Raw genomic sequence first — 20702 nt, 5'->3', positions numbered from 1 at the left:
CCCAATCACAAAGGATTGGGCCACCTCTATTTTTTTACCTTTCAATCCTTTACAGCTTCCTTTAGGCGTATGACAGTATCGGCATCAGGAGTAATATATACGGTCTGCTGCTGGTCGTAGATCACGAACCCGGGTTTGGAACCATTCGGTTTCTTAACATGGCGAACTTGTGTGAAGTCAACGGGTACTGAGCTCGATTGCTGTGCTTTACTGAAGAAAGCTGCTAATACGGCTGCCTCTTTTATCGTTTTTTCACTTGGCGATTCATTTCGAATCACAACATGTGAGCCAGGTATATCTTTGGTATGAAGCCATATTTCATCACGGCGTGCAAACTTATTCGTTAGATAATCATTTTGTTTATTATTCTTCCCGACAAAAATGAGATCTCCATCTGTAGCATAATATGTTTCAAGCTGCGGTTTTGCATTTGCAGGCTTTTTCATGCCTTTTTTCTTTTTTTGCCTAATGTATCCTTCCTCCTGAAGTTCTTCGCGAATCTCCTCTATATCTCTCGGTGAAGCTGATTGGAGCTGCTGATGCAAGGCTTCAAAGTAGGCCAATTCCAATTTTGTTTTTTCGATTTGTTCTTGGACGACTCCGACTGCATTTTTGGACTTTTGGTATCTGGAGAAGTACTTCTGTGCATTATCAGATGGATTTTTTAATGGGTCAAGCGGGATGGTGACCATACTTTGTTCTTCATCATAATAATTGACGACTTCTATTTCCTTCATGCCTTTTTTCATTTGATATAGATTAGCTGTAAGCAGCTCACCGAACAACTGATACTGTTCTCCGCGTTCCGTATCTTTTAATGTACGTTCGAGCTTCCCGATTTTTTTTGAGTTTTTTTCTATTTCATTAGTAATGAAACGTTCTACATCCTGGCTCTTTTGCTTAACCCGATCTCTTTCTGCCTTTCCGAAGTAATAGCGGTCGAGCATCTCACTCAATGAAGGAAACGTACGTTGATTCCCAGTCAGATGCTCTAGTGGAAGCATATAAAAAACTTCTTTATTTCCATCTTGTTTGATCATCGCAGTATAGTTTTGCTCCGAGATTTCTTGGATAATCTTTAAAAAAGCTGATGGAAGGGTCGTGCTGTTGGCAAGTCCAGCCAGGTAAACGGCTTCCTTTGCAACTAATGGTGAAACTCCAGAAAAATGCTCAACAAGCTGCCGATCCAGCTTTCCTGCATTGAAGTCAATATTCTTCCTTATATCGTCCTCGGTAGCCTCGAATGGATTCTTCTTTTCTTGTGCGGGCGGGGCCAAATATTCCTGGCCAGGCAATATCGCCCGATAACTGTTAACGGCATGTGAAACATGCTTAATGCTGTCCAAAATCATATTTCGTTCTTTATCGACTAAAACAATGTTGCTGTGACGCCCCATGATTTCGATGATTAACTGCTTTTGAGAGACATCACCAAGCTCATTGCGCCCCTTCACTTCAAAAATGATCATTCTATCAAGTTCATATTGATAAATATTTTCTATCGTATAGCCTTCGAGGTGTTTCCTAAGAAGCATACAGAACATGGGTGCCTCTTTGGGATTTTCATAACTCTCTTCGGTCATTTGCACCCTCGAATAACTTGGGTGGGCTGATAATAGGAGCTTATGGTTCTTACCTCCAGCACGAACAACCAGTATTACTTCATTTTTATAAGGCTGATGTACCTTATTGATTCGTCCACCTTTTAATAAAGAAGCGATTTCTTCCGTCATCGCTTTCGTGAATAATCCATCAAATGACATTCTATTTTTACTTCCTTTACATAAGATTTTCTAAGAACTCATTTTGGCTGCCCATTTTAGCTAATCCCAATTTTTTAGCGAACTGGGTGAAAAGCTGGGGTTGTTAGTTCAGGTAAATTGAATGGCTGCTTTTTTTGGTTCCAGAGATTAAATACAAATTTGGTCCATTCATCATGATTAGCGGTCGTTCATTCATTAAATTATCCGGATCGTTCTTCTTTCCGCAATTCTGTTTAATTATAGCATTATTTTGGACGAGTCTGAATAATCATGGAAGAAGAGCAGGTTGTTTTATGTATCGATAAGCAGGCAGGTGTTGGATGAGTAAAGCAAAAAGCGCCTGTTGAGATGTATACAGGAGCCTATTTCATTCTATTCAAAGGGATGTGTGATACTTGATGGAGTTCAAGGAGATGAATAATCAAGAAATGGAGAAAGCGCTTCAAACAAACGTTACACACGGTTTGGACGATGATGAAGTAAAGGACAGGCTGCGACAGCATGGCTTTAACGAATTGAGGGAAGGAGAAAAACAGTCAGCCATTCTTTTATTTTTCGCCCAATTCAAAGATTTCATGGTCATAGTTTTACTTGCCGCCACCTTAATCTCCGGGATATTGGGTGAATATATCGATGCGATTGCCATCATGGCGATTGTTTTTTTGAATGGATTACTTGGGTTTTTTCAAGAACGGAAGGCCGAGAAATCCCTGGATGCCCTAAAGGAAATGGCTGCGCCGCAAGTTAACGTACTTCGGGATGGCAAGTGGCTGAAAGTCCCATCGAGAGAAGTCGTAGTAGGGGATATCCTGAAGTTTTCGAGTGGTGACCGAATTGGTGCCGATTTACGGATCATCGACCAGTCAAGCCTTGAAATAGAAGAGTCTGCACTTACCGGCGAGTCACTCCCGGCCGTTAAATGTTCTGATCCATTGATGAATGAGGTTGAAGGTATCGGTGATCAGGAAAATATGGCTTTTATGGGAACGATGGTATCAAGAGGAAATGGGGTCGGAATCGTAATCGCTACAGGAATGAATACGGCGATGGGCAAGATTGCGGATCTCCTGCAAACTGCAGAAACAAAAGAAACACCGCTTCAACGGAGGTTGGAGCAGCTAGGCAAAATTTTGATCGTCACAGCTTTAATATTAACTGTAATCGTGGTCCTGACTGGCGTCATTCAAGGGCATGACCTCTATACGATGTTTTTGGCCGGGGTATCTTTGGCTGTTGCGGCGATTCCTGAAGGCTTGCCAGCCATTGTGACCGTAGCATTGTCTTTGGGTGTTCAGCGTATGATCAAACAAAAAGCGATTGTCCGCAAGCTTCCTGCCGTAGAAACGCTTGGCTGCGCAACGGTGATTTGCTCAGATAAGACAGGTACACTGACACAAAACAAAATGACGGTGACGAAGGTCTGGAGTGGAGGGAAAACTTGGGATGTCGGCGGTACTGGTTATAATCCTGTCGGGGAGTTTTCCTTAGAGGGAGTTTCAGTTGCCCCGAAAAACCATAATGCCTTGCTTCAAATAATTACATTCGGCATGCTCTGTAATAAAGCCGAGTTAAAGGAGAATGGTAAACGATATATTTTAGATGGTGATCCGACAGAAGGGGCGATGTTGGTCGCGGCAATGAAAGCGGGCTTGACGAAAGAACACTTGTCTAAGAGGTTTACGATAGTCAAGGAGTTTCCATTTGACTCGAGCCGCAAAATGATGAGTGTCATAGTGAAGGATGATAAAGATAATCATTTCGTCATCGTAAAAGGGGCCCCTGATGTATTGATTGCCCAGTCCGACACGATTCTTTGGGAAGGAAAGTCGGAAATATTGAATCAGAAGAGTAAGGAAAGGGTGCAAGAGGACATGAATGGGCTTGCCTCTCAGGCACTTCGAATGATTGCTGTTGGTTATAAACCCCTTTCAAAAGGAACGATTTTGCTGCATGAAACCGAAGCTGAGCGCAATTTGACCTTCATGGGACTGCAGGGCATGATCGACCCCCCACGTCCGGAAGTGAAGCAGGCAGTTAAGGAATGCCGGGATGCCGGGATCAAAACTGTCATGATTACTGGCGACCATGTAATAACAGCAAAGGCAATAGCTAAAGAACTTGGTATTTTAAAAGGAAAAGACCGTGTACTAGAAGGACGGCAATTGGCCGACATGGAAGTCGGGGAACTTGAGGAAGTTGTTGAAAGTGTTTCAGTATTTGCCCGCGTTTCCCCGGAACATAAGTTGAAAATCGTAAAAGCCCTGCAAAATAAAGGACATGTCGTTGCAATGACAGGGGATGGTGTCAATGATGCTCCTGCGATAAAATCAGCGGATATTGGTATATCCATGGGTATCACGGGTACTGATGTCGCTAAGGAAGCTTCTTCCTTGATATTGGTTGACGACAATTTTGCCACTATTAAATCGGCCATCAAAGAAGGCAGGAATATTTACGAAAACATCAGGAAGTTCATCCGTTATCTGCTTGCGTCCAATGTTGGGGAGATTTTGGTCATGTTTTTTGCGATGCTATGTGCCTTGCCATTACCTTTGATACCAATCCAGATCTTATTCGTGAACCTTGTTACCGACGGACTGCCTGCGATGGCATTGGGACTGGATTCCGCAGAAGAAGATGTAATGAAAAGAAATCCAAGAAATGCTAATGAAGGTGTTTTTGGAAGAGGGCTTGGCTGGAAGATCATCTCTCGTGGTTTTCTGATCGGGATTTCTACATTGATCGCATTTTATGTGGTATACCGTGCAAATCCGGATAATCTTGCTTATGCACAAACGATTGCGTTCGCTACCTTGGTACTAGCTCAGCTAATACATGTATTCGATTGCCGAAGCGAACGTTCGATCTTCTCGAGAAATCCATTCGGTAACCTTTATCTAGTGGGGGCGGTACTGTCCTCCCTATTATTAATGGTAGCCGTCATGTATGTGCAGCCTTTACAAACGATCTTTCATACAGTACCGATTTCGGGAAGGGATTGGCTATTAGTTATAGGGATGGCATCCATTCCAACTTTTTTACTGGCTGGAACCTTTTTAGCAAGAAAAGCACAATGATATATGATATAATCTTTAAGGTGGTAGAGTCATGCTCTATTGCCTTTTTATTTTTGTAGTATTTTATTTGTGAGCTTAAGTTTTCGTGCTGTAGCTAATATATAATGAAAGTTAAAGGCCAAATTACTACATTATGTTTGATAGGATGTGGAACCATGGTTACCAGTATGACGGGCTATGGAAGAGAAGAAGCGGAAAACGAACAGGTCAAGGTTTTTGCCGAAATTAAGACCGTAAACCATCGTTTTTGTGAATATACGATTCGGATGCCGCGCCAGCTTTTGGTTTTGGAAGAAAAGGTGAAGAAGAAGGCGAATCAATACATAAGAAGGGGACGGGTGGAAATCTTCATTTCAGTGGAAGGTGAGAGCCTAGTTTCCAAAAAGGTGAAGATCGATTGGAATCTTGCGGATCAGTATGTGGGTTTGATGGATGAAGTCAAGCGAAAGTACAATCTGGAAAGTTCCATTACATTACAGGATATGCTGCAACTTGAATCGATTTTCATAACGGAAGAAGTACCTGCGGTTCCTGCCGATTTGGAATCCCTGTTATTGAAGGCTGTCACGGGAGCATTGGAAAATCTGGAAAAAATGCGGAATCTGGAAGGTCAGGAACTGGCCTTGGACATGAAACGCCAGCTGAAAAGGTTCGGTGAGATTGTAGCAGGGGTCAAAATGCATGCACCTTCAGTCGTCGAGAAATATAAAGCCCGGTTGGAAATCAAACTGGCGGAGTTGACTGAAGGATTGATTGAAGATAGCCGCATTGTTACAGAAGCGGCCATTTTTGCTGATAAATGTGATATAAATGAAGAACTGACCAGACTCGATAGCCATGTACAGCAATTTTCAAGAACGCTTACCCATAGTGAACCAATTGGAAGAAAACTTGACTTCCTTGTCCAGGAAATGAACAGGGAAGTCAATACGATTGGATCAAAGGCAAATGATTCGGCCATTACCAAAGAAGTGGTGGAAATGAAAAGTCTTCTTGAAAAATTAAAGGAACAGGTTCAAAATATCGAGTAGTCGGTTTATGATGAACCTAACAAGGTGACAATAGATATGAATGGGGGACTAAAATGTCAATAAAGCTCATTAATATTGGTTTTGGGAATATCGTTTCCGCAAACCGGATCGTATCAATCGTGAGCCCGGAATCGGCTCCGATCAAAAGGATCATCCAAGACGCCCGGGACCGCGGATCCTTAATAGATGCTACATATGGTAGAAGAACCAGGGCCGTAATAATTACAGACAGCGACCATGTTATCTTATCTGCCGTTCAACCGGAAACGGTTGCTGCACGGCTCCAAGACAGAGATGACAGCGTAGAAGAGGGGTAACTGAAACAATATGAGAGAAAAAGGTTTATTAATCGTTTTGTCCGGTCCATCCGGTGTTGGTAAAGGAACTGTAAGGAAGGCGATTTTTTCTCAGCCAGGAACGGCATTCGAATATTCAATTTCGATGACGACACGGCTGCCTCGCCATGGTGAAGTGGACGGCGTGGACTATTTCTTCAAAAAACGCGAGGAATTCGAAGCACTTATCGAAGAAGGAAAATTGCTGGAATATGCTGAGTTCGTCGGTAATTATTATGGAACACCCGTGGATTATGTCCGTGAAACAATCGATTCCGGAAAAGATGTATTTCTGGAAATAGAAGTTCAAGGAGCTAAACAGGTCCGGGAGAAATTCCCTGAAGGACTTTTCATTTTCCTTGCTCCTCCGAGTTTGACTGAACTCGAAAGCCGCATCGTTACTCGCGGAACCGAGACGGAGGAAGCGATAAAAGGACGTATGAAGGTGGCTAAGGAAGAAATAGAACTTATGGATCTGTACGATTATGTTGTTGAAAATGATCATGTGGATTCCGCATGTGCGCGAATTAATGCAATTGTAATTGCCGAGCATTGCCGTCGGGAAAGAGTTGCTGTTTTATATAAAAAAATGTTGGAGGCGGAATAAATTATGTTATATCCATCAATTGATTCTCTATTACTTAAAATCGATTCTAAATACTCACTTGTATCAGTGGCGGCTAAACGCGCCAGGGAAATGCAAATTAAAGATAACTGCCTCATAAAACAACCGGTTTCCCATAAATCGGTAGGTCGTGCCCTTGAAGAAATTCATTCCGGTAAATTGACTTATGATAATTCTTACGAGGAAAACTAAGAGAACACATAGCTTGACCTATCGGGCCTGACACCCTAAAGCAAACAGGAGCGTTACATTTGGAGAGTGCTTCCTTCCTGCGGCCAAGGTGTCAGGCCTGTTTGTTTTGATTTTTTTATAAGTAACTAAAATCATTGGTTAAATCAGGTGATATATCGAATATCTGAGAGGATCTATAAGTTATTGCGCATTTCAAATGAAATTTCTTCGGTTTTCCGTCATAATTAGAAAAAATAGAATGTATAGTTAGGGGAAATTTGCATGCTTATCGATAAAAAAGTACTTCTTTGTGTCACCGGCGGGATTGCTGTATATAAGGCTGCTGCCCTGACAAGTAAATTAACTCAGGAAGGTGCGCATGTAAAAGTGATCATGAGTGAATCGGCACGTAAGTTCGTGACGCCGCTCACCTTTCAGGCACTTTCGAGAAATGATGTTTATACAGATACTTTTGATGAGAAGGATTCTTCAGTCATTGCCCACATCGACTTGGCTGATTGGGCTGATATCATCCTGTTGGCCCCAGCTACAGCCAATGTCATTGGCAAGGTGGCCAATGGAATCGCGGATGATATGATCACGACTACGCTACTGGCAACGGAAGCACCTGTTTGGGTTGCGCCGGCAATGAACGTGCACATGTACGCCCATCCAGCGGTTCAGAAAAATATGGAGACACTTCGGTCGTTTGGATATCAATTCATTGAACCGGGTGAAGGGTATTTGGCCTGCGGTTATGTAGGAAAAGGGCGATTGGAGGAACCGGAAACAATCGTGGAACATCTTAATCGATATTTCGGTGAACGCAAATCACAGAAACAGCCTCTTAAAGGAAAGAAATATTTGATAACGGCAGGACCGACTCGTGAAGCGATTGATCCGGTGCGTTACGTGACGAATCATTCCAGCGGCAAAATGGGCTATGCCCTAGCCGAAGAGGCAATTGAAATGGGTGCTGAAGTGACATTGATTACTGGCCCCGTGAACTTGACGCCACCTTTCAAGGCTAGAGTAATACCAGTGGAATCTGCAGCGGATATGTATGATGCGGTATTCGATCAGTTCGATTCCAGTGACGTCGTAATCATGACGGCTGCAGTGGCGGACTATAAACCAAAGATTTATCATGCTCAAAAGATGAAAAAGCAGCCAGGGGAAAATGTGATTGAATTTGAACGGACAAAGGATATCCTTAAGGAACTCGGTGAAAATAAAACTCATCAGATCTTGGTAGGTTTTGCGGCTGAAACGAACAACGTCGAAGAATACGCTAGAGGAAAATTAGTCAAAAAGAACGCAGATATGATCGTTGCCAATAATGTTACCGTCGGAGGGGCAGGATTTGGAACGGATACGAACATCGTGACCATTTACGATAAAGATGGAAGTGCGATCGAACTTCCAAAAATGAGTAAAGCGGATATAGCTAAAAGCATCCTGGCAGAAGTATCCCGCATGCAAAAGGAATGATGTCTTATGGATATAGCATCCGTCATCGTGGATGTACCTGCTAAACAAACGGATCGAGAATTCGACTATCGCATACCTGAAAAGTGGAACCAAGTCATCAAGCCCGGAATGCGGGTCATCGTCCCATTCGGTCCAAGAATGGTGCAGGGATTCGTCACAGGCTTAAAAGCTAAAAGCGACTTTGCGAAATTACGCAATATAAAGGAACCAATGGATTTGGAGCCTATCCTTAATGATGAATTGCTGCAGCTTGGTGACTGGTTGACTAAAGAGGCGATGTGTTTTAAAATTTCAGCGCTGCAGGCCATGCTTCCGGCAGCGATGAAAGCAAAGTATGAAAAAGTTATTAAAGTCGTTGAAGATAAAAAGGATCAGCTGCCTCTCTTCATTCAAAACCTTTTCGGAAAAAATGATTCAATATCTTGGAAAGACGTGATTGAAGGGGAGAACGCCTCCCTCTTCCAAAAGGAAATGCAAAATGGCAATCTTGAGCTCGTATATAATGTGAAAAACCGACTAAATAAGAAGACGGTCCGTGTCATTAAATCTTTGCTTTCCCCTAAGGAACTGAAAGAAATGGCATCAGCCATGTCCAGCCATGCAAAAAAACAACAGGAACTCCTTCAATACTTTATTGAACATCAAGAACCCATTCCGTTAAAGGAATTGCTTGAATTGATAAACACATCAAGCGGTACCGTCAAATCCCTAGTGTCAAAAGGGGCTTTGGCGGAAATGGATCAAGAAATATACCGTGATCCGTATGAAAACCGTGTGTTCGAAAAATCCACACCCTTTAAACTAACAGCTGAACAAACAGCTGCCTTGAAGCCCATCAACGAGAAAATACATCATGATGAACATGATGTCTTTCTTTTATATGGTGTAACAGGCAGCGGGAAGACGGAAGTGTATCTACAGGCAATTGCCTCTGTCATTGAAAAAGGGAAGGAAGCCATCATGCTTGTACCTGAAATCTCCTTAACGCCACAGACGGTGAAGCGGTTTAAGGAACGATTTGGTGAGCAGGTAGCTGTCATGCATAGCGGTTTATCCGTAGGTGAAAAATATGATGAATGGCGGAAAATTCACCGTAAGGAAGTTAAAGTGGTGGTGGGCGCGCGTTCAGCCGTGTTTGCTCCTTTTGAAAACCTGGGGCTGATCATCATTGATGAAGAACATGAATCCAGTTATAAGCAAGAAGAAACCCCAAGGTACCACGCCAGGGATGTTGCCATTGAAAGAGCAAAATCATATAAGTGTCCGGTAATTCTTGGCAGCGCCACACCTACACTTGAATCTTTTGCGCGTGCTAAGAAAAACGTCTATAAATTATTGACCCTTAGCCAGAGGATGAATAAAAGTGCGTTGCCAGCAGTGGATATTGTAGATATGAGGGAAGAACTAAGAACGGGAAACCGTTCCATGTTTTCGGAGCTGCTCTTTACCAAGCTGAAAGACCGGCTTGAGAAGGGAGAGCAAACAGTCCTGATGCTAAATAAAAGGGGACATTCTTCCTTTGTGATGTGCCGAAGCTGCGGGTTGGTCATCAACTGCCCTAATTGTGACATTTCACTTACTTATCATCGCTTTAATGATATAATGAAATGCCATTATTGTGGGTTTGAAGAGGGGATGCCTTCCGTTTGCCCTGAATGTGAAAGTGAACATATAAGGTTCTTCGGTACAGGCACTCAAAAGGTTGAAGAAGAGCTAGCAAAAATCCTCCCTGAAGCACGGGTCATACGAATGGATGTTGACACGACGAGCAAGAAAGGTTCACATGAGCGGTTGCTGAATGCTTTTGGTGAAGGGAAGGCCGATATATTGTTAGGTACCCAAATGATAGCCAAGGGCCTTGATTTTCCTAATATCACTCTTGTTGGAGTCCTATCAGCTGATACGATGCTACATCTGCCTGATTTCCGTTCTTCTGAAAAGACATTCCAGCTGCTGACACAGGTAAGCGGAAGGGCGGGACGTCATCAGCTACCGGGAGAAGTGGTCATCCAAACCTATACGCCTGAGCATTACAGCATCGAGCTTTCTGCCTTACAGGATTTTGATGCTTTTTATGAACGGGAGATGCATCTAAGGAGGCAAAGTCATTACCCTCCCTATTATTATGTTGTCCTTATAACCGTTTCACATGAAGACTTAATGAAGACGGTCAGTGTTACTGAAAAAATCACCAATTATTTAGGCTCACGATTGAATCGGGATTCTATCGTACTAGGTCCGGTTGCTTCGCCCATTAGTCGAATCAACAATAGATATCGCTATCAATGTCTGATAAAATACAAACGAGAGCCGGACCTTAATCAGCATCTACGCACACTTTTGGAGCATTACCAAAAAGAAACCGCTCAAAATCATCTGCAGATTTCAATAGATTTAAATCCACAGATCATGATGTAATTGTTTAAGAGATGGATGATTACCGCGAGCTGTTTCAGCTTGCGTTTTTATATAATGAAGTGTTGTTTTCATATCTAGGAGGGTACCTTTAATTTTGGCTATTTTACCGATTGTCTTGTTTCCTGAAAAAATTTTACAACAAAAATGCGATAAAGTAACAAGTTTTGATAAAAAGTTGGCAAAGCTGTTAAATAATATGTATGAAACGATGGTGGAGGCGGATGGCGTTGGACTTGCAGCACCTCAGGTTGGCGTGAAAAAGCAAGTGGCCGTCGTCGAACTAGAGGAAGGATCAGGTGCTATCGAACTGATTAATCCGGAAGTGCTGGAAGTGGAAGGCGAACAGACAGGTGTTGAAGGATGCTTGAGCTTCCCGAGTTTATATGGCGAAGTATCGCGTCCATACCGTGTCAAAGTCCGGGCACAAGACCGAAAAGGATCTTTTTTCGAGATAGAAGCGGAGGATTTCCTCGCGAGGGCCCTTCAGCACGAAATTGATCATCTGCAAGGAGTTTTATTTACAAGTAAGGTTTCCCGGTATATTTCGGAAGAAGAGTTAGAAAGGTTTGGAGAAGAATGACAAAAATTATATTTATGGGTACGCCGGACTTTTCAGTGCCGGTATTGAGAAGAATCATTGAAGAAGGGTATGATGTGATCGCTGTGGTCACACAGCCCGATCGTCCAGTAGGCCGCAAAAAGGTGCTGACGCCGCCGCCAGTTAAGGTCGAATCCGAAAAGCAGGGGATTCCCGTTTATCAGCCCGAAAAAATCCGTGAAAAAGAAGAACTTGAAAAAATCATTGCATTGAATCCTGACTTAGTGGTGACGGCGGCTTTCGGTCAAATCCTTCCGAATGAATTGCTGGATGCCCCTAAGTACGGCTGTATTAATGTACATGCCTCCCTGCTTCCTGAACTGCGTGGAGGGGCGCCAATTCATTATTCCATTTTACAAGGGAAAGAAAAAACGGGAATAACCATCATGTATATGGCGGAAAAATTGGATGCCGGTGATATATTGACTCAGGCGGAGGTTATTATAGAGGAAGAAGACAATGTAGGTTCACTGCATGATAAATTAAGCAAGATAGGGTCGGATTTACTTGCAGAGACGCTTCCGAAACTTATAAATCAGGAGTTACAGGCAATCAAGCAGGATGAGGCAAAAGCGTCCTTTGCGCCTAACATAAAACGGTCTGAGGAAAAAATCGACTGGTCGAAATCAGGGGAAGACATCTATAACCATGTACGTGGCCTGAATCCTTGGCCAGTTGCTTATACAACCTTAGACGGGGCCATTTTGAAAATTTGGCAGGTAAAGAAACTTGAAGATGGCAATCAGGCAGTGCCGGGCACGGTCATTGATGTACAAAGTGATGGTTTCATCGTTTCGACAGGCAATGAGACGGCAATACTAGTTACAGAACTGCAGCCTTCAGGGAAGAAAAAAATGCCGGCGAAAGATTATTTGCGCGGAGCCGGATCGTTCATTAAAGCAGGCATGAAGTTAGGAGAACAGAATGAAGCAAACTAAAAAGGGAGTACGTGAAATCGCTCTCGATATCTTGGAATCTGTAGAGAAAAACCAATCCTACAGTAACCTATTATTGAACAATTTGATTAAAAAGCACCAGTTATCCGCCGTGGACAGCGGACTGCTTACAGAAATAAGCTACGGTACCATACAGCGGAAGATGACTTTGGACTATTATTTGAACCCATATATTAAACAACCGAAAAAAACGCAAAGCTGGGTCATCAATTTACTTAGACTTTCCGTTTACCAAATGGTCTATTTAGATAAAGTGCCTGATCATGCAATCATTTTCGAGGCCGTCGAAATTTCCAAAAAGCGCGGGCATAAAGGTACATCTTCGATGGTAAATGGTGTACTTCGTAATATTCAAAGAAATGGTGTTCCTTCTTTAGGTGATATTAAAGATGATCTGGAACGGCTTTCCATAGAAGTAAGTCACCCAATTTGGTTGGTCAAGCGTTGGGTAGAGCAATTTGGTTATGAAAAAACCAAGGAAATGTGTGAAATCAACTTAACTGCGCCTTTACAGACGGGACGGGTTAATTTAAAGAAGATTTCACGCCGTGAACTGATCAGCATATTAACGGAAGAAGGATATGATGTTGAAGCAAGTGAAGTCGTTCCCGAAGCAATCGTCAGCTATAAAGGGAATCTTGCTCATTCAGAAAGCTACAAATTAGGGTATTTATCGATTCAGGACGAGAGTTCAATGCTTGTAGCCCATGCATTAGGTGCGAATGAAAATGATGCTGTACTCGATTGCTGTGCTGCACCTGGAGGGAAAACGACACATATCGCAGAAGGCTTGACCACTGGACAAGTATATGCGCTCGACCTTCATGAGCATAAGGTCAAGCTCATTAAAGAGCAGGCTGAGCGCCTAAAACTCAGAAACAATATTAAGACAATGGCCCTTGATAGCAGGAAAGTGCAAGAACACTTCAATAAGGAAGGGTTTGACAGGGTGCTGATCGATGCACCATGTTCCGGGTTGGGAGTCATGCGCCGGAAGCCTGATGTAAAGTACACTAAAACAAAAGATGATATAATGAAACTCTCAAGTATACAAAAACAATTATTGGAATCGGCTGCCCCGCTTGTCAAGCAAGGCGGACGGTTAGTATATAGTACCTGTACGGTGGATAAAGAAGAAAATGACAAAGTCGCTGCAGCATTTTTGGAAAACCATCCGGATTTTGAAAGCGATGCAACCTTGTCCACAAGAATGCCTGAAAGCGTTCAGCCATTTATCGAGGGTCATACGCTGCAAGTTTTTCCGCAATATTTTAGCAGTGACGGATTCTTTATTGCGAGTTTTAGAAAGAAGGTGCTGTAATGGCAGAAATCACTAAATCATCTAGAGTAAGAAAAGACACGACACCAGAAAAACCATCGATCTACTCATTAGAGCTTCACCAAATTAAAGAATGGCTTATTCAAAATGGAGAGAAGGCATTCCGGGCCGATCAAGTATATGACTGGCTTTATAAAAAGCGTGTCTCCAGTTTTGAAGATATGTCCAACCTTTCGAAAACATTACGGGATAAGCTGGAATCACAATTCACCTTCACGACATTGAAAACTTTGATTCAGCAAACGTCCAATGACGGAACGATGAAGTTTTTATTTGAACTCCATGATGGATATTCGATTGAAACGGTGCTGATGCGCCATGAATACGGAAACTCCATTTGCGTAACAACGCAGGTAGGATGTAGAATTGGCTGTACATTCTGTGCATCGACACTAGGCGGTTTAAAGCGTAATCTTGAATCAGGGGAAATTGTTGCCCAGGTCGTTAAAGTTCAGCAAGCACTTGACGAATTGGAAGAACGTATTAGTTCAGTCGTTATCATGGGAATCGGTGAACCGTTTGATAACTACGATAATATGATGTCATTTTTGAAGAATATAAACCATGAAAAGGGCTTGAACATCGGGGCGCGTCATATTACCGTTTCCACAAGTGGAATCATTCCTAAAATCTATAAGTTTGCCGAAGAAAGCATGCAAATAAACTTTGCTGTTTCCCTTCATGCACCGAATACGGAATTGAGAAGTAAATTGATGCCAATCAATAAGGCCTACAAGCTTCCAGACTTGATTGAATCCATCAAATACTATACAGAAAAAACAGGTCGCCGTGTAAGTTTTGAATATGGCCTATTCGGTGGCGAAAATGATACAGTGGAACACGCAGAAGAATTAGCAAGTTTAATAAAAGGGATAAAATGCCATGTTAACTTAATACCGGTTAACTATGTACCTGAACGCAACTATGTACGTACACCTCGGGAACAAATTTTTGAGTTTGAAAAAACATTGAAGAAGCGCGGCATTAATGTAACGATCCGAAGGGAACAAGGCAGTGATATTGACGCAGCCTGCGGCCAGCTTCGGGCCAAGGAGCGCAAAGAAGAGACGAGGTGACCCTATGAGGGCAATATTTAAGACAGACCGTGGAAAAGTCCGCCAGCATAATGAAGATAATGGCGGAATCTTTAAGAACTCGGAAGGCGTTCGCCTTGCCATCGTTGCAGATGGCATGGGCGGCCACCGTGCCGGGGATGTAGCCAGTGCAATGACGATAGACCTTCTGAAAAAGGGCTGGGAAGCATCTACAGGTATCGAAACGGCAAATGATGCCGAGGATTGGCTGAAGCATCAAATCGTCTTGGTCAATCAGTTGCTTTTTGAACATGCTGAAGCGAATACGGAATGTAAGGGCATGGGGACCACCATCGTTGCAGCCATTTGCACCGACAAGTTTGCTACCATTGCCAACATCGGGGACAGCCGATGTTATTTGTATAATGAGAGCGGTTTTAAGCAGGTTACGGAAGATCATTCACTTGTTAATGAATTGGTCCGTTCCGGGCAGATTTCGAAGGAAGATGCCGAAAACCACCCACGGAAAAATGTTTTATTACGAGCCCTGGGGACAGAAATGCAAGTGGAAATGGACATTATGACTGTCATCTTCGAAGAAAATGATTTACTATTGCTTTGTTCGGATGGATTAACGAATAAAGTGAGTGAACAGGAACTGGAAGAAACCATAACCAATGGACAGTCACTTGAAGAAAAGGCGAATTCATTAATAGATAAGGCCAATCACTACGGTGGGGAAGATAATATCACCCTTGTGCTTGTTCAATTTACTGAAGAAAGTGAAAGCAGGTGAATTGAATGTTGATTGGTAGAAGAATCAACGGCCGTTATAAACTGATCGAGATGGTCGGCGGCGGCGGTATGGCGAATGTTTACCTTGCAAGGGATATGATCTTAGATAGGGACGTTGCATTAAAAATCCTTCGCATGGACTTTAATAATGACGAAGAGTTCATCAAGCGCTTCAATCGGGAAGCCCAATCGGCAACCAGTTTGGCCCATCCCAATATCGTAAGTATTTATGATGTTGGTGAAGAAGATTCAATCTATTATATTGTAATGGAATACGTGGACGGTTTTACACTAAAGCAATACATACAAAAATATTATCCAATTCCAGTTGATGAAGCCCTGGATATCATGAAGCAAATCACGGCAGCGATTTCCCATGCCCATCATAATGGGATTATCCATCGTGACATCAAGCCACAGAACATTTTGATAGATAAAGAAGGAACCGTCAAGATTACGGACTTCGGCATTGCATTGGCCCTAAGTGCAACAAACATAACGCAGACCAACGCAGTCTTGGGCTCGGTTCATTACTTATCTCCGGAACAGGCCAGAGGCGGTATGGCCAATAAGAAATCGGACATTTATTCACTTGGTATCGTCATGTTTGAATTGTTGACGGGGAGATTGCCTTTTTCTGGTGAATCAGCCGTTTCGATAGCGCTTAAACATTTACAATCGGAAACTCCTTCGCCAAAACGCTGGAACTCTGAAATACCTCAGAGTGTGGAAAATATTATCCTGAAAGCGACAGCCAAAGATTCATATTACCGCTATGATAGCGTGGACTCAATGGAAGATGACATGCGGACTTCGCTTAATCCTGAGCGTTCAAATGAACTGCCTTTTGCCATTCCTGAAGATCATGATGCAACAAAAGCCATCCCCGTCATTACGGATGATCAGATTTCAAGCGTGGATGAGACAATCATAAGGGGTCCGGAAAAAAATACATTGGTCTATGCGGACGATGAAGAAAGTGAATCAGAAGCAGAGAGTAAATCGAAAAAGAAACCGAAAAAACAAAAGAAACAGAAAAAACAAAAAAATAAGTCGGGACATAAAGGTAAAAAACGAAATAACACGCCTGCGATCTTGGTGACCACCTTTTTAGTTCTCGCCCTGCTTGCTGTTTTATCTGTCACTGTTTTACCTCCCCTCCTTGTTTCGAAGGAAGTGACGATCCCGGACCTTAAAGGGGAAGAATTGGATGATGCCATGACTGAATTGCTTAAATTGCATTTGGAAGTTGGAGAAACGATCGAGATTGAAGATGAAGAGGTTGAAGCTGGTCATGTGATCAAAACCAACCCTAAGGAAGGTAAGACGGTCAAGGAAGGTGCAGTAATCGATATTTATCAAAGTATTGGTAAAGAGACGATTTCATTGTCCAGTTATGAAGGTCGAGACTATTCTGATGTTAAATCCCTGCTTGAAAAAATGGGTTTCAAAAACATAAGCGTGACCGAAAAATATGATGACAGTGCTGCCGGCACAATCATAGAACAATCGCCCTCGGGTGCCTCTGAGGTCGTACCATCCGAAACGGAGCTTGAGCTAACGGTCAGTAAAGGGGCAGATCTGCTGAGCTTGAAGAACTTAACGGGGTTCAATAAAGCTGGCCTTGATGATTATTCCAGTGAAAGTGGAATAAAGATCGATGTCGAAGAAGAAGTCTATGATGATTCGGTAGCAGAGGGGCTTGTCATTTCCCAGTCACCGGAACCTGCTACGAAGGTGGAAAAGGGCAGTACTGTTAAAGTGGTCATTTCAAAAGGGAAAGAAGAGATTCCTCCCAAGAGTGTAACGGAGGAAATCAAAATCGAGTATGATCCGGTTGAGCCAGGCAAAACGCAAAAAATACAAATTTTCATCGAGGATATCAACAATAGCATGACGGAGCCTCAAGAAACATTCTTTATCTTGGCAGATGCCAAAAGAACGATCGAATTAATGGTTTCCCCGGATAAGAAAGCAGGATATAAAGTCATGCGGGACAATCAGGTCATCATTGACGAATCCGTCTCATATCCAGAATAAATTTAATAATTAGGAGTGTGGTTATGCCCGAAGGAAAAATTATCAAAGCATTAAGTGGATTTTATTATGTCCTTGATGGTGAAGAGGTCTATCAATGCCGCGGACGGGGCGTGTTTAGGAAGAATAAGGTAACGCCGCTTGTGGGTGATTATGTGGTTTTTGAAGCGGAAAATAAAACGGACGGGACCGTGACCGAAATAAAACCGCGAAAGAATGAATTGATTCGTCCGCAAATCTCGAATGTAGACCAGGCAATCCTTGTCTTTTCAGCAGTTGAGCCTGATTTCAGTCCGGCATTGCTTGATCGATTCCTCGTACTGATCGAAGATAACGAAATCGAACCCATTATCGTCGTGACGAAACTTGACTTGGTTACAGATGAAAACCAAAAGAAATTGTCTCAGTATATCAAGGACTATCAGAAACTTGGCTATACTGTACTGGAAACATCTTCAGTTACTGTTGGAGGAATTGAAGGACTAGTGCCTTATTTAGAAGGAAAAACCAGTGTATTTGCCGGTCAGTCCGGCGTTGGGAAATCGTCTTTGCTGAATGCAATCAATCCTGACTTGGCTTTAAAGACGGATGATATTTCATCACACCTGGGACGTGGGAAGCATACCACCCGCCACGTTGAATTGATTCATATTGGCTCTGGACTTGTCGCAGATACTCCAGGGTTCAGTTCACTTGAATTCATGGAAATGGAAGCGGAACGGTTATCCTATTGCTTCCCGGAAATGCATAAGTATGGGGAAGACTGTAAATTCCGTGCCTGCCTGCACGATAAAGAACCGAAGTGTGCAGTGAAGGAAGCGGTTGATGCCGGGGAAATTCCACGTTATCGATATGAGCATTATATGCAATTCTTAGAAGAAATAAGAGATAGAAAGCCGAGGTATTAAAATGGTTAAAATCGCACCATCCATTTTATCAGCTGACTTTGCAAAATTGGGAGAAGAAATTCTTGATGTGGAAAGGGGCGGAGCGGATTTAATCCATGTGGATGTCATGGATGGGCATTTCGTGCCGAATATAACGATAGGCTCACTAATTGTTGATGCTATCCGCCCGGTGACAAAACTTCCGCTTGATGTTCATTTAATGATCGAACAACCTGATCGTTATATCGAGGCCTTTGCGAAAGCGGGAGCCGATTATATAACTGTACACGTAGAGGCATGCACTCATTTGCATCGGACTATACAATTGATTAAATCTTTTGGTGTAAAGGCAGGCGTGGTGCTTAATCCAGCCACTCCGGCTTCCTTGATCCAACCTATTATCGAAGATATTGACATGGTATTGTTGATGACGGTCAATCCGGGTTTTGGCGGGCAAAAGTTCATTAAATCCGTTCTGCCCAAAATTGCCGAAGTGAAGGCGATGGCAGAAATGTATAATCAAAACCTCGAAATAGAGATTGATGGTGGAGTGAATGAAGAAACGGCTAAACTATGTATTGAACAAGGGGCGACAGTCCTGGTGGCCGGCTCGGCAATATATAATCAAGAAGATCGACACGCAGCGATTCAAAAGATTCGGGGAAAGTGATATAAGCCGACACTATCATATTCGTATGATGGTGGTCGGCTTTTTTTAGCAATTAAACAAAGGCACCTTGGATATGATTAGATTTAGAAAAGGATGATTTTAATGATTATTAGTATAATGGCTGGAGGTCCGGAATGTTTTTGGCCGGATCTGACATGGTATGAGGAGAAGACTGATCTTTGGGTCGGGGTTGACAGAGGAGTATGGTCCTTGCTTGAAAAAGGTATCGAACCTAAGTACGGTTTTGGGGATTTTGATTCAGTTTCGGAAGGTGAATACAAGAAGATTGAGCAAAGGCTGGAACAAATCAATCTATATTCTTCGGAAAAGGATGAAACGGATTTAGAGATCGCATTTAAATGGGCAATAGGGCAAAAGCCAAGTGAAATTCATATCCTGGGCGCCACAGGGGGAAGAATGGACCATTTTCTTGGAAATATCCAGCTGCTCCAAAAAGAAAGTGTCCTCCCTTATCATGGCGATATAGAAATATACATAGTCGATCGGCAAAATATATTTACAGTTAAGACAGCGGGTTCATATGAGGTCATTGCTCTCGAAGATAAGAAATACTTGTCATTGCTCCCTGTAACGGCGGAAGTCACCGGCATTACACTTACGGGTTTCAAATACCCACTGAATGATGCAAGCGTGGTAATAGGTTCGACGCTTTGCATCAGCAATGAACTAATTTCCGAATCTGGGAATGTTTCATTTGAGAAAGGCATATTAATGGTGATAAGAAGCAGTGATTAAAATTCATGCTTAGAGCAGATTCGGATATAATTACGAACATCCTATATCCGCTTAAAAGCTTATGTTGTAATAGAAAAATTCCACTTCATCTTTAATTGTGGGATGCAAAGAGGAGGGGCATGATGAAATTTTATACGATTAAATTGCCAAAAGTTCTGGGCAGTTTGGTAAGGGCTATGCTCGGAGCGTTTAAAAAAGGCTGATACTTATCTACATGACACCTCTCAAATTCAGGGAGGTGTTATTTTTCGGTAAAAAGGGGAAGCCATCCATTAATGGGTGAAGGCTTTCTTCCTTGATGCAGACCAGCATTGATCAACGAATTGAAACCATCCCCATTAATACCGGCCATTACAAGTAAAAAGGCATCCTAAGAGGATGCCGTAACATTATACGCGTTCTACTTTGCCCGATTTAAGAGCTCTTGCAGAAACGTATACACGTTTAGGTTTACCGTCAACTAAAATACGTACTTTTTGAAGGTTAGCGCCCCATGTACGCTTGCTAGCGTTCATTGCGTGAGAGCGGCTGTTACCAGAACGAGTTCTTCTTCCAGTGATTACACATTTACGTGCCATGTTAAATTCCCTCCTAACTACAACAAGCTTAAGTTTTTCGCAGTCGTCTTAAGTCTTTGTAAAATACTTTAATAATTTATCATACCTACCGTTAGAATGCAATACTTCAGTTAATTACTTTCAAGAAAAAAACCTTGACAT

The 20702-nt window shown here is 42.6% G+C and carries 19 protein-coding genes; 17 read left to right on the top strand and 2 right to left on the bottom strand.

What is annotated here, in order from left to right; all coding sequences use genetic code 11:
* Nucleotides 1-41 precede the first annotated feature (41 nt).
* Entirely contained in the window at nucleotides 42-1763 is a 1722-nt protein-coding gene (locus tag J7J00_RS10205) for an Rqc2 family fibronectin-binding protein (RefSeq protein ID WP_214790354.1), read from the bottom strand.
* A 398-nt stretch (nucleotides 1764-2161) separates the two neighbouring features.
* On the opposite strand from J7J00_RS10205, the gene J7J00_RS10200 reads away from it, so the two are divergent.
* From J7J00_RS10200 to spoVM, 17 genes are all read left to right on the top strand, one after another.
* Nucleotides 2162-4840, top strand: coding sequence for a calcium-translocating P-type ATPase, SERCA-type (locus tag J7J00_RS10200; protein ID WP_214790776.1), 2679 nt, complete (start codon nucleotides 2162-2164; stop codon nucleotides 4838-4840).
* A 155-nt stretch (nucleotides 4841-4995) separates the two neighbouring features.
* Nucleotides 4996-5871 (top strand): YicC/YloC family endoribonuclease, encoded by an 876-nt coding sequence (locus tag J7J00_RS10195; protein ID WP_214790352.1) that lies wholly within the window; start codon nucleotides 4996-4998, stop codon nucleotides 5869-5871.
* A gap of 53 nt (nucleotides 5872-5924) precedes the next feature.
* Complete coding sequence (gene remA / locus J7J00_RS10190; RefSeq protein ID WP_034313813.1) at nucleotides 5925-6188, top strand: extracellular matrix/biofilm regulator RemA; 264 nt, start codon at nucleotides 5925-5927, stop codon at nucleotides 6186-6188.
* Nucleotides 6189-6198: 10 nt separating this feature from the next.
* Nucleotides 6199-6813, top strand: a complete 615-nt coding sequence (gmk, locus tag J7J00_RS10185) for a guanylate kinase (RefSeq protein ID WP_207437517.1) — start codon at nucleotides 6199-6201, stop codon at nucleotides 6811-6813.
* A 3-nt stretch (nucleotides 6814-6816) separates the two neighbouring features.
* The gene (gene rpoZ, locus J7J00_RS10180) at nucleotides 6817-7023 is read left to right on the top strand and encodes a DNA-directed RNA polymerase subunit omega (protein WP_214790350.1); all 207 of its coding nucleotides are present in this window, start codon (nucleotides 6817-6819) and stop codon (nucleotides 7021-7023) included.
* Nucleotides 7024-7284: 261 nt separating this feature from the next.
* On the top strand, nucleotides 7285-8493 hold the full coding sequence (gene coaBC, locus J7J00_RS10175; protein ID WP_214790348.1) for a bifunctional phosphopantothenoylcysteine decarboxylase/phosphopantothenate--cysteine ligase CoaBC: 1209 nt from the start codon (nucleotides 7285-7287) through the stop codon (nucleotides 8491-8493).
* 6 nt (nucleotides 8494-8499) lie between these two features.
* Complete coding sequence (priA, locus tag J7J00_RS10170) at nucleotides 8500-10911, top strand: primosomal protein N' (RefSeq protein WP_214790346.1); 2412 nt, start codon at nucleotides 8500-8502, stop codon at nucleotides 10909-10911.
* A gap of 94 nt (nucleotides 10912-11005) precedes the next feature.
* Nucleotides 11006-11491: a peptide deformylase gene (gene def, locus J7J00_RS10165; protein WP_214790344.1), complete on the top strand. Its 486-nt coding sequence runs from the start codon at nucleotides 11006-11008 to the stop codon at nucleotides 11489-11491.
* The gene (gene fmt / locus J7J00_RS10160; protein WP_214790342.1) at nucleotides 11488-12447 is read left to right on the top strand and encodes a methionyl-tRNA formyltransferase; all 960 of its coding nucleotides are present in this window, start codon (nucleotides 11488-11490) and stop codon (nucleotides 12445-12447) included. The genes def and fmt overlap by 4 nt, the downstream gene beginning before the upstream one ends.
* Entirely contained in the window at nucleotides 12434-13786 is a 1353-nt protein-coding gene (rsmB, locus tag J7J00_RS10155; RefSeq protein ID WP_214790340.1) for a 16S rRNA (cytosine(967)-C(5))-methyltransferase RsmB, read from the top strand. The genes fmt and rsmB overlap by 14 nt, the downstream gene beginning before the upstream one ends.
* Nucleotides 13786-14880 (top strand): dual-specificity RNA methyltransferase RlmN, encoded by a 1095-nt coding sequence (gene rlmN, locus J7J00_RS10150; protein ID WP_214790338.1) that lies wholly within the window; start codon nucleotides 13786-13788, stop codon nucleotides 14878-14880. The genes rsmB and rlmN overlap by 1 nt, the downstream gene beginning before the upstream one ends.
* Nucleotides 14881-14884: 4 nt before the next feature.
* Nucleotides 14885-15634, top strand: a complete 750-nt coding sequence (locus tag J7J00_RS10145) for a Stp1/IreP family PP2C-type Ser/Thr phosphatase (RefSeq protein WP_214790336.1) — start codon at nucleotides 14885-14887, stop codon at nucleotides 15632-15634.
* A gap of 5 nt (nucleotides 15635-15639) precedes the next feature.
* The gene (gene pknB / locus J7J00_RS10140) at nucleotides 15640-17673 is read left to right on the top strand and encodes a Stk1 family PASTA domain-containing Ser/Thr kinase (RefSeq protein WP_214790334.1); all 2034 of its coding nucleotides are present in this window, start codon (nucleotides 15640-15642) and stop codon (nucleotides 17671-17673) included.
* Between the two features lie 23 nt (nucleotides 17674-17696).
* On the top strand, nucleotides 17697-18578 hold the full coding sequence (gene rsgA / locus J7J00_RS10135; protein ID WP_214790332.1) for a ribosome small subunit-dependent GTPase A: 882 nt from the start codon (nucleotides 17697-17699) through the stop codon (nucleotides 18576-18578).
* 1 nt (nucleotide 18579) lies between these two features.
* The gene (rpe, locus tag J7J00_RS10130) at nucleotides 18580-19227 is read left to right on the top strand and encodes a ribulose-phosphate 3-epimerase (RefSeq protein ID WP_098371047.1); all 648 of its coding nucleotides are present in this window, start codon (nucleotides 18580-18582) and stop codon (nucleotides 19225-19227) included.
* 102 nt (nucleotides 19228-19329) lie between these two features.
* Nucleotides 19330-19983 carry a thiamine diphosphokinase gene (locus tag J7J00_RS10125; protein WP_214790330.1) on the top strand — a complete coding sequence of 218 codons (654 nt, stop codon included), beginning with the start codon at nucleotides 19330-19332 and terminating at the stop codon, nucleotides 19981-19983.
* Between the two features lie 122 nt (nucleotides 19984-20105).
* Nucleotides 20106-20186, top strand: coding sequence for a stage V sporulation protein SpoVM (spoVM, locus tag J7J00_RS10120; RefSeq protein ID WP_034313769.1), 81 nt, complete (start codon nucleotides 20106-20108; stop codon nucleotides 20184-20186).
* Nucleotides 20187-20372: 186 nt separating this feature from the next.
* Here the strand turns inward: spoVM and rpmB are convergent, their stop codons facing one another.
* Nucleotides 20373-20561 carry a 50S ribosomal protein L28 gene (rpmB, locus tag J7J00_RS10115; protein WP_034313767.1) on the bottom strand — a complete coding sequence of 63 codons (189 nt, stop codon included), beginning with the start codon at nucleotides 20559-20561 and terminating at the stop codon, nucleotides 20373-20375.
* Between the last annotated feature and the right edge of the window lie 141 nt (nucleotides 20562-20702).

Source organism: Bacillus sp. ISL-4 (genome assembly GCF_018613275.1).
GTDB classification, from domain to species: Bacteria; Bacillota; Bacilli; order Bacillales; family DSM-1321; genus Peribacillus; species Peribacillus simplex_E.
This window is presented reverse-complemented; position numbering and strand designations above follow the sequence as displayed.

Excerpts from the sequence above, each read along its gene's own strand:
- rlmN (WP_214790338.1), top strand. The coding sequence starts at position 13,786 with ATGGCAGAAATCACTAAATCATCTAGAGTAAGAAAAGACACGACACCA.
- rsgA (WP_214790332.1), top strand. The coding sequence starts at position 17,697 with ATGCCCGAAGGAAAAATTATCAAAGCATTAAGTGGATTTTATTATGTC.
- rpoZ (WP_214790350.1), top strand. The coding sequence starts at position 6,817 with ATGTTATATCCATCAATTGATTCTCTATTACTTAAAATCGATTCTAAA.
- coaBC (WP_214790348.1), top strand. The coding sequence starts at position 7,285 with ATGCTTATCGATAAAAAAGTACTTCTTTGTGTCACCGGCGGGATTGCT.
- fmt (WP_214790342.1), top strand. The coding sequence starts at position 11,488 with ATGACAAAAATTATATTTATGGGTACGCCGGACTTTTCAGTGCCGGTA.
- J7J00_RS10145 (WP_214790336.1), top strand. The coding sequence starts at position 14,885 with ATGAGGGCAATATTTAAGACAGACCGTGGAAAAGTCCGCCAGCATAAT.
- gmk (WP_207437517.1), top strand. The coding sequence starts at position 6,199 with ATGAGAGAAAAAGGTTTATTAATCGTTTTGTCCGGTCCATCCGGTGTT.
- priA (WP_214790346.1), top strand. The coding sequence starts at position 8,500 with ATGGATATAGCATCCGTCATCGTGGATGTACCTGCTAAACAAACGGAT.
- rsmB (WP_214790340.1), top strand. The coding sequence starts at position 12,434 with ATGAAGCAAACTAAAAAGGGAGTACGTGAAATCGCTCTCGATATCTTG.
- pknB (WP_214790334.1), top strand. The coding sequence starts at position 15,640 with ATGTTGATTGGTAGAAGAATCAACGGCCGTTATAAACTGATCGAGATG.
- spoVM (WP_034313769.1), top strand. The coding sequence starts at position 20,106 with ATGAAATTTTATACGATTAAATTGCCAAAAGTTCTGGGCAGTTTGGTA.
- rpe (WP_098371047.1), top strand. The coding sequence starts at position 18,580 with ATGGTTAAAATCGCACCATCCATTTTATCAGCTGACTTTGCAAAATTG.
- J7J00_RS10125 (WP_214790330.1), top strand. The coding sequence starts at position 19,330 with ATGATTATTAGTATAATGGCTGGAGGTCCGGAATGTTTTTGGCCGGAT.
- J7J00_RS10205 (WP_214790354.1), bottom strand. The coding sequence starts at position 1,763 with ATGTCATTTGATGGATTATTCACGAAAGCGATGACGGAAGAAATCGCT.
- remA (WP_034313813.1), top strand. The coding sequence starts at position 5,925 with ATGTCAATAAAGCTCATTAATATTGGTTTTGGGAATATCGTTTCCGCA.
- rpmB (WP_034313767.1), bottom strand. The coding sequence starts at position 20,561 with ATGGCACGTAAATGTGTAATCACTGGAAGAAGAACTCGTTCTGGTAAC.
- J7J00_RS10195 (WP_214790352.1), top strand. The coding sequence starts at position 4,996 with ATGGTTACCAGTATGACGGGCTATGGAAGAGAAGAAGCGGAAAACGAA.
- J7J00_RS10200 (WP_214790776.1), top strand. The coding sequence starts at position 2,162 with ATGGAGTTCAAGGAGATGAATAATCAAGAAATGGAGAAAGCGCTTCAA.